Consider the following 14,240-nt stretch of genomic DNA (forward strand, 5'->3'; position numbering starts at 1 on the left):
GGACGTAAGCCAGATGATGGCTAGGGTAATATCACTTTATCGAAAAGTTCCCTTGAGACTTTAGCAAGGCAACGGAAATAGTTGAGGCGCTGGCCCGGTATCGCCCGGTCGGCCGAGGATCGAGGCGAGCGCGGTGTTGAGGATTCCAGGCTACAGCTGCAAGACGCGGGTGAGCGAAAGCCGCCATGCCCTGATCTACCGCGGCACGCGCCTGGCCGATGGTCAGCCGGTGATCCTCAAGCAGCTGGCCGCCGACTATCCCACGCCCCAGGCCCAGGCCGGGCTGCGCCATGAATTCGAACTGACCCGCCGGGCCAGTGCCAGCGGGGCGGTGAGCGCTGCCCTGGAACTGCTGGAATACCAGGGTCGGCAGGTGCTGGTGCTCGAAGACATCGGCGGCACCGACCTCGCCGGGTTGCTCGCCGCCGGGCCGCTGGCGCTGGATGACTTCTTCGACTGGGCGCTGGCCATCGTCCGTGCCCTGGCGCGGCTGCACCGGTTGCGCATCGCCCACAACGACCTCAATCCGCGCAACATCGTCTGCAACTGCACCACGGGCAGCCTGCGGCTGACCGATCTGGGCATCGCCACGGCCTTTGGCACCGTCCAGGGCAGCGATGCCCGCCTGGAGGGCTCGCTCACCTATCTTGCCCCGGAGCAGAGCGGGCGGACCGGGCGCCACCAGGACTATCGCAGCGACTTCTATGCGCTGGGCGTGACCTTCTACGAGATGCTCGCGGGCGAGCCACCGTTTCGCGCCCAGGACCCGCTCGAACTGGTGCATGCGCACCTGGCGATGCGTGCGCCCTCGCTGGTCGAGCGGGTGCCGACGGTACCGCCGATGCTGGCGGCGCTGGTGGACAAACTCATGGCCAAGGCCGCCGAGGAACGCTACCAGGGCTGCTATGGCATCCTGCGCGATCTGCAGCGCTGCCAGGCGGCCCATCAGGCCGGCGAGCGGGGGGGCTTCGCCCTGGGCGAACAGGATCCGCCGGCACGCCTGATGCCGGTACGCACCCTGCAGGGGCGCGGCGCGCCCCTGCGTTTGCTCGAAGAGGCGCTGGCGCGGGCGACCCTGGGCCGGATCGAAGCCGTCTTCGTCAGTGGCAGTTCCGGGGTGGGCAAATCGGCGCTGGTGCAGTCCTTCGTCCGTCGCCAGGGCGAGCGGGTGCTGCTCGCCCACGGCAAGTTCGAGACCCTTGGCAGCGGCGTGCCCTATGGCGCCCTGCGCCAGGCCGTGCGCGAGCTGGTCGAGGTCGGGCAGAGTCTGGGCGAAGCCTTTGCCGACCGCCTGGTCGAGGCTCTGGGTGGCAACGCCGGGGTGCTGACCGAGGTCTCGCCCGAGCTGGCCACCTGGCTCGGGCCCCAGGCACCGGTGGCCGAACTGCCGCCACTACAGGCCGAACAACGCTTTGACGAAGCCGTGATCGCGCTGCTGCTGGCCTTCGCCGTGGACACCCGTCCGCTGCTGCTGTGGCTGGACGATCTGCAGTGGGCCGACAGCGCGTCGCTGCGCCTGATCGAGCGCCTGCTGGCGCGGACCGACCAGGGGCCGTTGCTGCTGGTGGCGACCCATCGTGAAGAACAGCTCGCCGGCAGCGCCCTGGAGCGCCTGCTCGGCGCGGCGCTGATCCGTACCCTGTCGCTGGGTCCGCTGTCGCGGGTGGAGATCGAGCGCCTGATCGCCGAACTGCTGCCGGCACCGGCGGCGGAGCAGGCGGCCCTGGCCGGGCTCTGCCTGGACAAGACCCTCGGCAATCCCTTCTTCATCGAGCAGTTGCTGCGCAGTCTGCAGCAGGAAGGCCTGCTGGAGTTCGACGGCGAGCAGGGCCAGTGGCACTGGGAGCTGGCGCGGCTGCAGGCCCTGGACGTCTACGACAATGTCGTCGACTTCATGGTCGGCAAGCTCAAGGAGCTGCCGGCGAGCACCTCGCAACTGCTGCAGTGGGCAGCCTGTCTGGGCACCCATTTCTCCAGCGATCGCCTCGCCGCGCTGATGGCGGAATCGCCCGCGGACATCCGCCGCCTCTGCCAGTCGCTGGTGCAGGAAGGCCTGCTCACCGAGCCCGAAGGCGGCCCGGCGGGGGAACAGACGCCCACGCACTACAGTTTCCTGCACGATCAGGTACGCCATGCCGCTCACTCGCTGCTGGCGCCTGCCGAGCGCGAGCGAGTCCACCTGCGCGCCGGTCAGCTCTATCTCGCCGAAGGCAGCGCCACGCGGCTGGACGCGGTCAATCACCTCAACCTGGCGCTGGCGCTGATCGAGACGCCCGCCGAGCGGCTGCAGCTGCTGGAACTCAATCTGGACGCCGCGCGCAAGGCGCGCCAGGCCAATGCCTATCCCGCCGCCCAGGAGTTTCTGCGCACGGCGGTCGCGCTGATCGACGACGCGGCCTGGGAGAGCCGTCATGAGCTGCTGTTCCAGCTGCATCGGGAATGGGCCGAGGTCGCGCACCTCTGTGGCGATGCCAACGAGGCCCTGCGCATCTGCGAAGTGCTGCTGCCGCGGGCGCTCACCATCTTCGAGGAAGCCGGGGTGCGGGCCTTGCAGATCGACCTCTACAGCGGCCTCGGGCGCTTCACCGAAGCCCTGGTGGTGGCCAAGGCCGGCCTCCAGGTGCTGGACGAACCCTGGCCGGAAGCGCCGGACGCCATCAACCAGGCCATCGGCGCCGACAGCGCCGAGGTCGAGGCCTGGCTCGCCGAGCGCAGTCCGGCGGCGCTGCTCGACCTGCCACGCATGGAAGATCCGCGTGCCCAGTTGCTTATCCGCCTGCTGGGCCTGCTCTGGGGGCCGGCGATCAACGTCGACCTGCCGATGAGCCTGCTGGCGGTCATGCGCATCGTCAAGCTGTCGATCCAGTACGGCAATGGCGATCTCTCGCCCTTCGGCTATGCCAACTACGGCTCGCTGCTGTCGGCCTTCCACGGTCGCTACGAACTGGGTTACCAGGTCGGGCGCCTGGCCGTCGACCTGGTCGACCGCACCGGCAACCTGCCGCTCAAGTGCAAGGTCTACACCATGTTCGCGGTGACCAACAGTCCCTGGTCGAGCCCCATCGCGGACAACGTCGCCCTGCTGCGCGAGGCCCTGGCCGCCGGTCAGCGCACCGGCGAGATCATCTTCACCGCCTACAGCGCCTTCCACATCCTCAAGCACCTGCAGCACGCTGGGGCGCCGCTGGACGACATCCTCGGCGAAACCGCGGAGATCGAGCGGATCCTGCTGGGCATCGGCGATCCCAACACCCTGGAGATCTTCACCATCCTGCGCCAGTCGCTGCGGCTGCTGCAGGGGCTCACCCCAGGTCAGGAGAGCTGGGACGAAGAGGGTCAGGACGAAGCGGCGCTGGTGCGGCAGATGCAGGACAGCGGCCATGTGCTCTGTCTGAACTACTACGACTTCAACAAGATGCAGGCGGCGCTGCTGTTCCGCCGGCTGCCCCAGGCGCGGCAGCACGCCGAAGCCATGGAAGCCTCGCTGGCGGCGAGCTTCGGCTGGTTCAGCATCGCCGAGCACGCCTTCTATCAGGCGCTGATCCTGCTGGCCGAGGGCGAACTGGCGGGTGAGGCGCTGGCCAAGGTCGAGATCGCCCAGGAACGGCTGAACGGCTGGGCCGCGCACTGCCCGGAAAACTTCGCCCACAAGCGTGACCTGGTGGCGGCCGAGCGGGCCCGCCGCGAGGGCCGGGTCGAAGCGGCCATGGATCTCTACGAACAGGCTCTGGAATCCGCGCGGTTGCACGGCTTTCGCCAGGGCGCGGCGCTGACCGAGGAACTCTATGGGCGCTTCTGGCTGGAACAGCAGCGTCCGCGGATCGCCCGGACCTACCTGCAGGACGCCCAGCGCAGCTATTTGCACTGGGGCGCCGCGGCCAAGGCCCAGGCGCTGGAAAACGAATTCCCGCAATGGCTGCGCGCCGCCGAGGCCACTGCCCTGACGGTGCAGCGGACCCATAGTCAGGCCACCAGTGAGATGATGCGGCTGGACTGGCTGTCGGTGCTCAAGTCGCTGCAGACCATCTCCAACGAACTGGCGCTGGATCAGCTGCTGGCGCGGATGATGCGCATCATCCTGGAGGAGGGTGGCGCCCAGCATGGCCTGCTGCTGTTGCCCGAGGGCGGTCGCTGGCTGGTGCAGGCCTCGATCTGCAGCGGCTCGGCCGAGCCCAAGGTGCTGCAGGGTCTGCCGTTGGCGCTGAACGAACAGGACTCCGGCGAGGGCCTGGTGCCCCTGACCCTGGTGTCCCACGTGATCCGTCATCGCGAACCGGTGATCCTCGATGACGCCGCCCGCGCCGGCCGCTTCGTCCGCGACGCCTACATTCGCGCGCGGCGCCCGCGGTCGGTCTGTTGCCTGCCGGTGCTGCGCCAGGGGCGCCTGATCGGCATCCTCTATCTGGAAAACAACCTGCTGGCCCAGGCCTTCACCCCGGGTCGGCTGCAGGTGCTGGGCATCCTGGCCACCCAGGCGGCGATCTCCCTGGAGCACGCGCAGATCTACGAAACCCTGGAGCAGCGCGTCGGCGAACGGACCCTCGAACTGGACCAGGCGCGCATCCGGGCCGAGGAAGCGGCGGCCGCCAAGTCGCTGTTCCTGGCGACCATGAGCCACGAGATCCGCACCCCGCTCAATGCGGTGATCGGCCTCAGCCGCCTGACCCTGGGCACCCGGCTGTCCGGCGAACAGCGCGGTCACGTCGGCAAGATCCTCGACTCCGGCGAGACCCTGCTGGGGGTGATCAACGACGTGCTCGACTATTCGCGCAACGAAGCCGGTGGTACCCAGCTCGAACAACTGGGCTTCAACCTGGCCAAGGTGCTCGAACGCACGCTTAATCTCTGCGCCATCAAGGCCCACGAGAAGGGCGTCGAACTGGTGCTGGATTGCGGTCCGGACATTCCCCTGGCGCTGGAAGGCGATCCGTTGCGCCTGCAGCAGGTGCTGGTCAATCTGCTGAGCAATGCGGTCAAGTTCACCGAGCGGGGCCATGTGCTGATCCGCGTCGGTGCCGTCTGCGAAGCGGGCCGGGCCCATTTCAGCCTGGCGGTGGAAGACACCGGCATCGGCCTGACCGAGGCGCAGCAGGCGCAACTCTTCCAGCCCTTCACCCAGGCGGATGGCTCCATCAGCCGTCGCTATGGCGGTACCGGCCTGGGCCTGGCGATCTCCCGCCAGCTCACCGAACTCATGGGCGGCACCCTCGAGGTCCATAGCGAAGCCGGGCGCGGCTCCTGCTTTACCCTGCGTCTGACCCTGCCGGTGGTGGGCGAGCCGGAGCGGCTGCCCAGCCAGACGCCGCGGCAGGTCCTGCTGGTGGACGACCACGGCCTGGCCCGGCGCACCCTGGGGCAACGCCTGCGCGAACTGGGCATGCAGGTGGTGGAAGCGGAATCCACCGAGCAGGCCCTGGCGGCCATGGCCACGGCGGTCTTCGAACTGGCCATCGTCGATTGGCGCCTGGGCGCCGAGGACGGCCTGGCGCTGGCGCGCCAGTTGCGCTTCCGTCAGCCGGAGCTGGCGCTGACCCTGCTGGCCTCGCCCTACGAGGCGGAAGAGGTGCGCAGCCTGGGCGAGGATCTGCCAGGTCTGGAACTCCTCGACAAACCGGTTACCGGTCCCGCCGTGCAGCGACTGCTGTCCGGGCTGGGCCTGACACCGGTGACCGCGCCGACGGTGGGCCAAAGCGTGGTGGATCTGCAGGGCATTCGCCTGCTGCTGGTGGACGACAACGCCATCAACCGCCAGGTGGTCATCGGCTTCCTGCAGGGCAGCGGCATCCTGATCGACGTGGCCGAAGATGGCCAGGTGGCGCTGGACCAGCTGGAGCGGCAGCGCTACGACCTGGTGCTGATGGACGTCCATATGCCGCGCCTGGACGGCCTGTCGGCCACCCGCGAATTGCGCACCCGCCCGGCGCTGGCCGCGCTGCCGGTCATCGCCATGACCGCCAACGGCCTGCCCGGCGATCGCGAGCGGTGCCTGGATGCGGGCATGAACGATCACCTGGTCAAGCCGCTCGATCCCGCCGAGCTGTTCCGTATCATCGCCGCCTGGGCCAATCTCGAGCAGCTGCAGCGCGCCGAGCGCAAGGCAGTGGAAGAGGGGGGGGATGTGAAGGAGGTCGGCGTGCTGGCACGCGCGCGGGCCAGTGCGGTGCTCGAACCCGAGTCGGCGCTGCGCCTGCTGCGCGGCAGCGCCGAGCTCTATGAGCAGCTGATGCGGGATTTCCGCGTGCAGCAGGCCGAATTGCCTGGGCGGATCGCCGCTTGGCGCGCGGCCGACGATGTCACCGCGCTGTTCGAATGCGCCCACGGCCTGCAGGCCACCGCCGCCTATGTCGGCGCCATGGACTTGCAGGACGCGGCGCAACGCCTGACCACCCGGATCCGGCTGGCCCAGCCCATCGGCGAGGAGGTGCGCCGCCTGCAGGCCGAGGCCGAGCGGTGCCTGGCGTCGCTCGACGAGATCCTGGTCGAGGTCGCCGGCGGCGAGGAGGCCGCCGTCGAGGAGCTGGAAGCCCTGCTCGAACGCCTGGTCGGACTCCTGCAGACGTCGGATTTCGCTGCCGAGGAGGTGCTCGATACCCTGCTGCGCGCCTGCGTGAGCACCCCGCACACCGCCGATGTGGTACGGATCCGCGAATGGGTGAACGACGTCGAGTTCGAGCATGCCGCCGATGCCACCGCGGATCTGCTGCGGCGAGTGCGGCAGGCCGGACAACGGTCGGGATAGTTGCCGATGGAGGGGCGTCGTCCCGAGCTGCCGTTGATCCTTATCGTCGACGATCAGAAGAGCAATCTGCGCGTCCTCGGCGATCTGCTGCGCAACGAGGCGCGCATCATGCTGGCCAAGAGCGGGGTCCAGGCACTGACCAAGGCCGCCCGCGAACACCCGGATCTGATCCTGCTGGACGTGGTGATGCCCGGCATCGACGGCCTGCAGCTGATCCAGCTGTTCAAGCGCCGCGCAGAGACCAGCGCCATCCCGGTGATCTTCATCACCGCGGCCAACGACCTGCACCGCGAGGTGGAGTGCTTCGAGCTGGGCGCCAGCGACTTCATCCAGAAGCCCTTCAATCCACTGGCCGTGCTGGCGCGGGTACGGCTGCACCTGCAGCTGGCCCGTCAGCGACGGCTGCTCGAGGAATTGGCGCACATGGATCCGCTGACCGCGGTGGGCAATCGCCGTCGCTTCGACGAGCAACTGACGATCGAGTGGCAGCTGGCGGTCAGCCGGCGGGGTTCGCTGGCCATCGCCATGCTCGATATCGATTACTTCAAGCAGTACAACGATACCCACGGCCATGGCGCCGGGGATCAGGCGCTGGCGCGGGTCGCCCAGGTGCTGGAGCAGCGCATCCGCGAGCGGGATTGCCTGGCGCGCTATGGCGGGGAGGAATTCGTGCTCCTGCTACCGGGCGCCACGCGCACGGCGGCGGAAGCGGTGCTGGAGCGCTGCCGGCAGGGCATCGCCGAGTTGCGCATCGCTCATCCGCTGGCGGAGGACCGCCTCTGGCTAACCATGAGCATGGGCCTGGCCTGCTGCAATCCGACCCCCGAACAGACTCCCGACGGACTGCTCAAGGCCGCCGACAACCTGCTCTACCAGGCCAAGGCCGAAGGGCGTAATCGCCTGGTGAGTCGCAGCTTCTAGCCGGTTGGCGAAACGCCCTGGGACGCCAGCTCCTTGCCGCCCTTGACCAGATGCACCCGGTTGCGGCCTTCGGCCTTGGCCTGGTACAGCGCCTGGTCGGTGCATTCGATGAAGGCTTCGTGATCGTCGCCGCTCTGCGGCTGGATGCTGCCGACGCCGATGGAGATGGTGACGAAACCGAGGTCGCTGCCGGAGTGCGCCACCTGCAGCCGTTCCACCCCGGCACGGCAGGCTTCGGCGACCTTGAGCGCGCCTTCGGCATCGGTCTCCGGCAGGACCATGGCGAATTCCTCGCCGCCGTAGCGGGCCACCAGATCGGCCGGGCGCTTGAGTTGCTCGGTGAGCACCGCCGCCACCTTCTTCAGGCAGAGATCGCCGCTGAGATGGCCATAGGTGTCGTTGTAGCGCTTGAAGTGGTCGACATCGCACAGCAGCAGCGCCAGCGGCTGGCGATTGCGCCGGGCGCGCAGCCATTCGCCTTCGTAAGTCTGGTCGAAATGACGGCGGTTGTTGATGCCGGTGAGGCTATCGATGGCCACCAGCTTCTGCAACTGGATATTGGCTTCGGCGAGCTGGCGCTGGCTCTCGCGCAGGAAGCGAAAGGCCTCGTCGCGCTGGGCGCGCAGGACGTGGGCCTCGGAGTGGTAGCGCACCCGCGCCAGCAGTTCCAGCTTGTCGGGCAGCTTGACCAGATAGTCGTTGGCACCCGTGGCGAAGCTCTGCGCCTTGACCTGGGGATCCTCCTTGGAGGAGAGCACCACGATGGGCACGTCGCGCAGGGCCGGTTCGGCGCGGAAGCGCCTGACCGTTTCCAGACCGTCGATCTCGGGCATGATCAGGTCCTGCAGGACCACCGTGGGCTTGAGTTGCAGGGCCATGTTGACCGCCTGGTGCGCGTCCAGGCAGTAATGCAGCTCGATGTCGGGCTGATCGGCGATCATCCGCCGCAAGGCTTCGATGATGATCAGCTGATCGTCCACCAGCAGCAGGCGCACCTTGGGTGCGGTCAGGCTGTCCTGGGCGTTACCCTCATGCGTGGCCATTACTGCGAGTCCTTGTGCGGGCGGGGTCGGGCGTCCCGCGTCTCTTCTTGGCCAATCCCTGCCACTGCGCCGTCCAACGCTCCTGTTGGCGACCTTTCATGTCATGTTACGCGAGCCGTTGCCGAAGCGTCTTTGCAGCCAGGCGCCGATCTGCGCGGGGCTGAGAATGCGCTCCGCGGCGCCCATTCTAACCGCAGCCGCGGGCATGCCGTATACGGCACAGCTGGCCTCGTCCTGGGCCAGGGTCGGGCAGCCGCTCTGGCGCAGGGCATAGAGGCCGCTGGCGCCATCGCGGCCCATGCCGGTCAGCAGGATGCCCAGGGCCTTGCTGGCCCGCAGCGGGTGGCTGGCGAGCTGGGTAAAGAACACATCCACGGAGGGACGATAGGGGTAGTCCACCGGCTCGGCGGTATAGGCGAAGCGGCCGCGCTCATCCAGCAGCAGGTGGTCGTCGCCCAGGGCCACGGCGACGTGGCCGGGCTCCGGCAGGGCGCCGGGCATGGCGGCGGTGACCGGCCAGGCGATCTGGGTGCCGAGCCAACCGATGAAACTGGGGGCGAAGCGGCGGTCGATATGTTGCACCAGTACCACGCTGGCCTCCTGGGTAGGCGCCCAGGTCTCGAACAGGCTCACCAGGGCCGCCGGTCCACCCGTGGAGGCACCGATGGCCACCAGGCTATCGCGGGTGGCCTCGGCCGCGGTGCTCGGCGTGGCAGCGCTGGCCTGGGGCGGGCGCGAGGCCCGTTCGGGCAGCCGCACCAGGGGTTCGATACGGGCGATCTTGCGCAGCAGGGCGCCACCATCGGCACCGCCGCTCAAGGCCGGGGTAGCGGTTACGTCGAGGGCGCCGGCGCCCATGGCGCGAAACACCCCTTCGCAGTCGTCGGGGGTGGCGGTGACCATGAGGATGGCGCAGGGCGACTGCGCCATGATCCGGCGCGTCGCCTCGATGCCGTCCAGGCGGGGCATCTGCAGGTCCATGAGGATCAGATCCGGGCGGTCCTCGGCGCAGCGCGCCACGGCTTCCTCGCCGTCATGGGCGATCCAGGCGACCGTATGGCGCCCGTCGCCGATCAGCAGGCGACGCAAGGCCTCGGTGGCGAGCAGCAGATCGTTGACGATGGCGATTCTCATGGCGCTCCGATGAGGTCCTGCACGGCGGTGATCAGGGCGTCGTCGTGGAAGCTGCCCTTGGTCAGATAGTAGTCGGCACCGGCCTGCATGCCCTTGAGCCGATCTTCCGGACGATCCTTGTAGGAGACGATCATCACCGGCAGGGCATGCAGACGCGGATCGCGGCGCACCAGTTCCACCAGCTCGATACCGTTCATGCGCGGCATGTCGATATCCGACAGCAGCATGTCGAATTCACCGGCGCGCACGGCGTTCCAGCCGTCCATGCCGTCCACCGCCACCTCCACCTGATAACCCTGGCCTTCCAGGAGCTTGCGCTCCATCTCGCGCACGGTGAGGGAGTCGTCCACCACCAGGATCCGCTTGACCCTGCGGCTGTCGAGGGCGGCGCCGCTCTGCACCTGCCGCAGGCGGCCCTCGCCGAGCAGTCGCTCGATGCCGGTGAGCAGGTCGGCCACGTCCAGCAGGAGCACCGGGCTGCCGTCGTCGAGCAGCGCCCCGGCGATGACCGAGCGCAACTTGCCGAAGATCTCGTCCAGCGGCTTGAGCGCCAGGCCCTGTTCGCCGCGCAGGCGATCCACCACCAGCCCGTAGCGCCGGTCACCACCACCGATCACCAGCACGGCGAGATCGCCGCTGGGCGGCGCTCCATCCAGCTCCAGCAGCTGATGCGCCGCGACCAGCCCCAGGCGATCCTCGCCGAGCAGGAAGAAGGCCTTGCCCTCCAGCGAGTGCACCTCGGCCGGATCCAGGCGCAGCACCCGTTCGATGCGATTGACCGGCAGGGCATAGGCCTCGCCGGCGATGTCGACGATCAGCGCCCGGACGATGGAGCGACTGACCGGTACCAGCAGGTGGGTACTGAAGCCCAGCCCCGGCCGGGTTTCCAGGCGCACCTCGCCATCCAGGGCGCGAATGGCGTCGGCCACCACGTCCAGGCCCACCCCGCGACCGGACAGCTCGGTCACCGTCTCCTTGAGACTGAAGCCGGGCAGCAGCAGGAACTCCAGCAACTCCGCCGGGCTCAGCTCGGCGGCCACCGGCGCCGGACTAAGGCGCCGGGCGATGACCGCGGCGCGGATGCGCTCCAGGTCCAGGCCGCGGCCGTCGTCGTGCAGGCTGACCTGCAGGCGGCCGGCGACATGGCGGGCCTCCAGGCGGATCTGGCCGCACTCGGGCTTGCCCAGGGCGCGGCGTTCGGCCGGGGTTTCCAGGCCATGGTCGACGGCGTTGCGCAAGAGGTGATTGAGCGGGCTTTCCAGTCGCGCCAGCACCTCCCGATCGATCAGGGTGTCGGCGCCGTCCACCTGCAGCATGGCGTCCTTGTCCAGGCCCCGGGCCAGGTCGCGCACCAGCCGCGGAAAGCCCTGGACGGCATCGCGCAGCGGGCGCATGCGCACCCCCAGCACCTCGTCCAGCAGACCCTGGCAGACCCCGAGCAGGCGCCGCTCGTAGGCTTCCAGCGCCTGCAGCTGCTGCTGATAGCGATCGAGCAACCCTTCCTGGCGCTGACGCACTTCGCTGCTGACCGCCTGGGCCTGGCCGAACAGGCCCTGCAATTCCGCGCGATAGCCCTGGAAACCCTGGACCAGGCCATGCAGGCCGAGGCCCATGACCCGGGCTTCGCTGGTGAGGGCGAGAATCTGGTTGAAGCGACCGCTGTCCACCCGCAGCGGGTCCCGGCCGCGCTCGACGTCGGGGGCTGGTTCTTCGGGTACGACGGGCGCCGGCGCCGACTCACGGGGGGCGCCTGCGGCCGCTGGCGGCGGATCGCCCGCGCCAGCGCTCAGCGCCTGCGCCAGCGCCCGCTGGCTATCGCGCTGTTCGCGCTGCCAGCGCTGGCTGGCGGCCTCGTCCAGGCGACTGACCTCGCCGAGGACGTCGACGCAGCGAAACAGCCGATCGAGGTCCGCCGGGCCGAGCTGGCGACGTCCGGCCTGGACCGCGACCAGGCAGTCCTCCATGGCGTGGGCCAGCTCCACCAGGCCGTCGAGGTCGACGATGCGCGCCGCGCCCTTGATGGAATGGGCCGCGCGCATCATCGGCTCGATCACCCCGGTGTCGCTGGGGTCGCGCTCCAGGCGCAACAGACCGGCATCCAGCGTCTGCAGATGACTCTGCACCTCGCTGGCGAAGAGATCGTAGAGCGACATCTCGCGCACATCGCGCGGCGGCTGACTCATCGCAGCGCCTCTTCCAGGGCCCGCTCCAGGCGCGTCAGCTCGAGCAGGCCGACCTGGTGCGCGCCTTCGCGATAGACGCCGCCCAGGTAGCTGAGCAACTCGCCGCCCAGGGTGGCTGGCGGCGGCTGCACCTCGCCCGGGGCATAGCGCTGCAGGCCCAGCACCTCGTCTACCTGCACCGCCCAGTCGCGGCGCCCGACATGCAGCAGCAACAGGCGCGGAAAGCCGCGGGTCTGTTCAGCCGGCGCCACCGCCAGCAGCAGCTCCAGGGCGATGCAGGGCTGCAGCTGACCGCGCACCGGGACGATGCCGCGCAGCAGTGGCGAGCGCCGGTGCGGGACGCGGTGCACGGCGGTGGGTTCGGTGGCGGTCACCAGGCAACTGCCCGGCAGCCCCAGCCATTCCGCGCCGAGGCGAAAGACCAGCGCACTGGCCGAGCGCGCCTGGCGATCGTCCAGCGGCTCGGCATAGTGCTCGGCCCAGGCGGCGCGCTCCAGGGCGCTGAGTTCACGGTTCAGGCTCATGCCTCGTCACCGGCGCGGGTCTGGATGCGCGCGGCACGTTCGCGCAGGCGTCCGGCTTCGTCGAGTCGGCCGGCTCTTTCACAGATCAGCGCCAGGCGACAGAGGGCGGGGTAGTGGCCTGGCTCCAGATAAAGTGCCTGGCGCAGCGCCCGCTCGGCTTCGGCGGCGCGGGCGTCGGGCAGGATCAGCGCCAGCAGGAAGTGGGCACCGGCCTGGCTGCGATCCGTCTCGAGCAGGTTGCGCAACAGCGCCTCGGCTTCGGTGCCGCGCCCGGCATCGGCCAGGCGCCGGGCTTCTTCGAGCGGCGCAGGGGCGGCGGAGACGGGGGTAGCCGGGGCAGGTGAAGGCGTGCTTCTGGCGCGCAGGCGCGCAGGCAGGTTCGCCGCCGCGGGTGGGCGCGGCGCGGCCTTGCGCCGTGGCGGCGCAGCCGGTGTGGGCGGGCGCGGTTGTTCGGGGGCGACGGCCTGACGTTTGACCAGGGCGGAGGCGTGGGCCACGCCCAGGCTGGCGAAGCCGTGGCGCATGGCGCTGACCATCTCCGAACTGCCGACGCAGAGCAGGCCGTCGTCGTGCATGAGCGCGGCCAGGTGACTGAGGGCGCGGCCCTGGGTCTGGTCGTCGAAATAGATCAGCAGGTTGCGGCAGAGCACCACGTCGAAGGCGGTGCCGTCGCGCAGGCTGCCCAGCTGCAGGATGTTGCCCTGGCGAAAACGCACTTGGTTGCGCACCCGTTCGGCCAGGCGATGGCGATCGCCCTCGGGTGCGAAATAGCGATCGCGAAAGCTCAGGTCGCGGGCGCGAAAGGAATTGCGCCCATAGAGGCCGCGGCGGGCGCGCTCCAGGGACGGCTCGTTGATATCCACCGCGGTCACCTCGAAGGCCTGGGCCGGCAGGCCGGTGTCGAACAGCGCCATGGCCAGGGTATAGGGCTCTTCCCCGGTGGAGCAGGGCAGGCTGAGCAGCCGCACCGGTGCGCCGCTGCGGGCATGGCGTTCCTGGGCGAAGCGGGCGGCATGGGCGATGGCCTGGGGATCGCGAAAGAACCAGGTCTCGGGAATGACCAGCAGGTCCAGCAGATCGGCGAATTCCGCTTCGTCGTCGAGGACGCGCGCCATGTAGTCCTCCGCATCGCCCTCCTGGCGCTCGCGCAGGCGCTGGCGGATGGCGCGACCGAGCATGTCGTCGGCGATGGCCAGGCCGGTGCGCGCCCGTACCAGGGGCGCCAGCCGGGGATCGAGCTTCACGCGGCCTCCTGGAACAGCAGGGCGGCCAGGGCCGGTGAGAGCAGGCGATCCGGTTCCAGCCACATCCAGAGGCCCTCGGGCGTCTCCAGCACCTCGCCGAGCCAGGGATAGTCGGGTAGTCGGACACCTGCCGGTCGCGGCACGCTGGCGGAGATCCGACGCACGCCGGCGACGCCTTCCACTACCAGTCCGAGCGGCCGGCTGCGGCCATCGGGCAGGGTGAAGTCCACCAGCAGGATGCGGGTGTCCTGGCGCGCCCGGGCACCCAGGCCGCCGCTCATGGCGGTGACATCGACCACCGGGATCGCCGCGCCGTGCAGGTTCATCAGGCCGGCGACGCCCGCCGGCGCAGCAGGGAAGCGGGTGAGCTGCAACAGGGGCAGCACCTGGCGGATCGCCGTCGTCGGCAGGGCCGCCGCGGCATCGGCCAGCTGGAAGATCAGGATCTGCAT

Annotated in this window: 8 protein-coding genes; 2 read left to right on the forward strand and 6 right to left on the reverse strand. The window is 69.4% G+C overall.

Features of this window, described 5'->3' with window-relative positions; translation table 11 throughout:
* Nucleotides 1-133: 133 nt before the first annotated feature.
* A complete protein-coding gene (locus OMP44_RS03165) occupies nucleotides 134-6,739 on the forward strand; it encodes a response regulator (RefSeq protein WP_280306395.1) in 6,606 nt (2,201 codons plus the stop codon).
* A gap of 6 nt (nucleotides 6,740-6,745) precedes the next feature.
* On the forward strand, nucleotides 6,746-7,660 hold the full coding sequence (locus OMP44_RS03170) for a diguanylate cyclase domain-containing protein (protein ID WP_133861098.1): 915 nt from the start codon (nucleotides 6,746-6,748) through the stop codon (nucleotides 7,658-7,660).
* Here the strand turns inward: OMP44_RS03170 and OMP44_RS03175 are convergent.
* The 6 genes from OMP44_RS03175 to OMP44_RS03200 form a co-directional block, all read right to left on the reverse strand.
* Entirely contained in the window at nucleotides 7,657-8,703 is a 1,047-nt protein-coding gene (locus tag OMP44_RS03175; RefSeq protein ID WP_273862282.1) for a GGDEF domain-containing response regulator, read from the reverse strand. The genes OMP44_RS03170 and OMP44_RS03175 overlap by 4 nt on opposite strands.
* A gap of 96 nt (nucleotides 8,704-8,799) precedes the next feature.
* Complete coding sequence (gene cheB / locus OMP44_RS03180) at nucleotides 8,800-9,837, reverse strand: chemotaxis-specific protein-glutamate methyltransferase CheB (protein WP_280306397.1); 1,038 nt, start codon at nucleotides 9,835-9,837, stop codon at nucleotides 8,800-8,802.
* Nucleotides 9,834-12,020 (reverse strand): hybrid sensor histidine kinase/response regulator, encoded by a 2,187-nt coding sequence (locus OMP44_RS03185; RefSeq protein ID WP_280306399.1) that lies wholly within the window; start codon nucleotides 12,018-12,020, stop codon nucleotides 9,834-9,836. Before OMP44_RS03185 ends, cheB begins: the two co-directional genes overlap by 4 nt.
* Entirely contained in the window at nucleotides 12,017-12,544 is a 528-nt protein-coding gene (locus OMP44_RS03190; RefSeq protein WP_187979686.1) for a chemotaxis protein CheW, read from the reverse strand. The genes OMP44_RS03185 and OMP44_RS03190 overlap by 4 nt, the downstream gene beginning before the upstream one ends.
* Nucleotides 12,541-13,788 (reverse strand): CheR family methyltransferase, encoded by a 1,248-nt coding sequence (locus OMP44_RS03195; RefSeq protein ID WP_187979685.1) that lies wholly within the window; start codon nucleotides 13,786-13,788, stop codon nucleotides 12,541-12,543. The genes OMP44_RS03190 and OMP44_RS03195 overlap by 4 nt, the downstream gene beginning before the upstream one ends.
* Nucleotides 13,785-14,240 carry a chemotaxis protein CheW gene (locus tag OMP44_RS03200; RefSeq protein ID WP_273862279.1) on the reverse strand — a complete coding sequence of 152 codons (456 nt, stop codon included), beginning with the start codon at nucleotides 14,238-14,240 and terminating at the stop codon, nucleotides 13,785-13,787. The genes OMP44_RS03195 and OMP44_RS03200 overlap by 4 nt, the downstream gene beginning before the upstream one ends.

It is taken from the genome of Pseudomonas flavocrustae (genome assembly GCF_029872515.1).
Classification (GTDB): domain Bacteria; phylum Pseudomonadota; class Gammaproteobacteria; order Pseudomonadales; family Pseudomonadaceae; genus Chryseomonas; species Chryseomonas aestiva.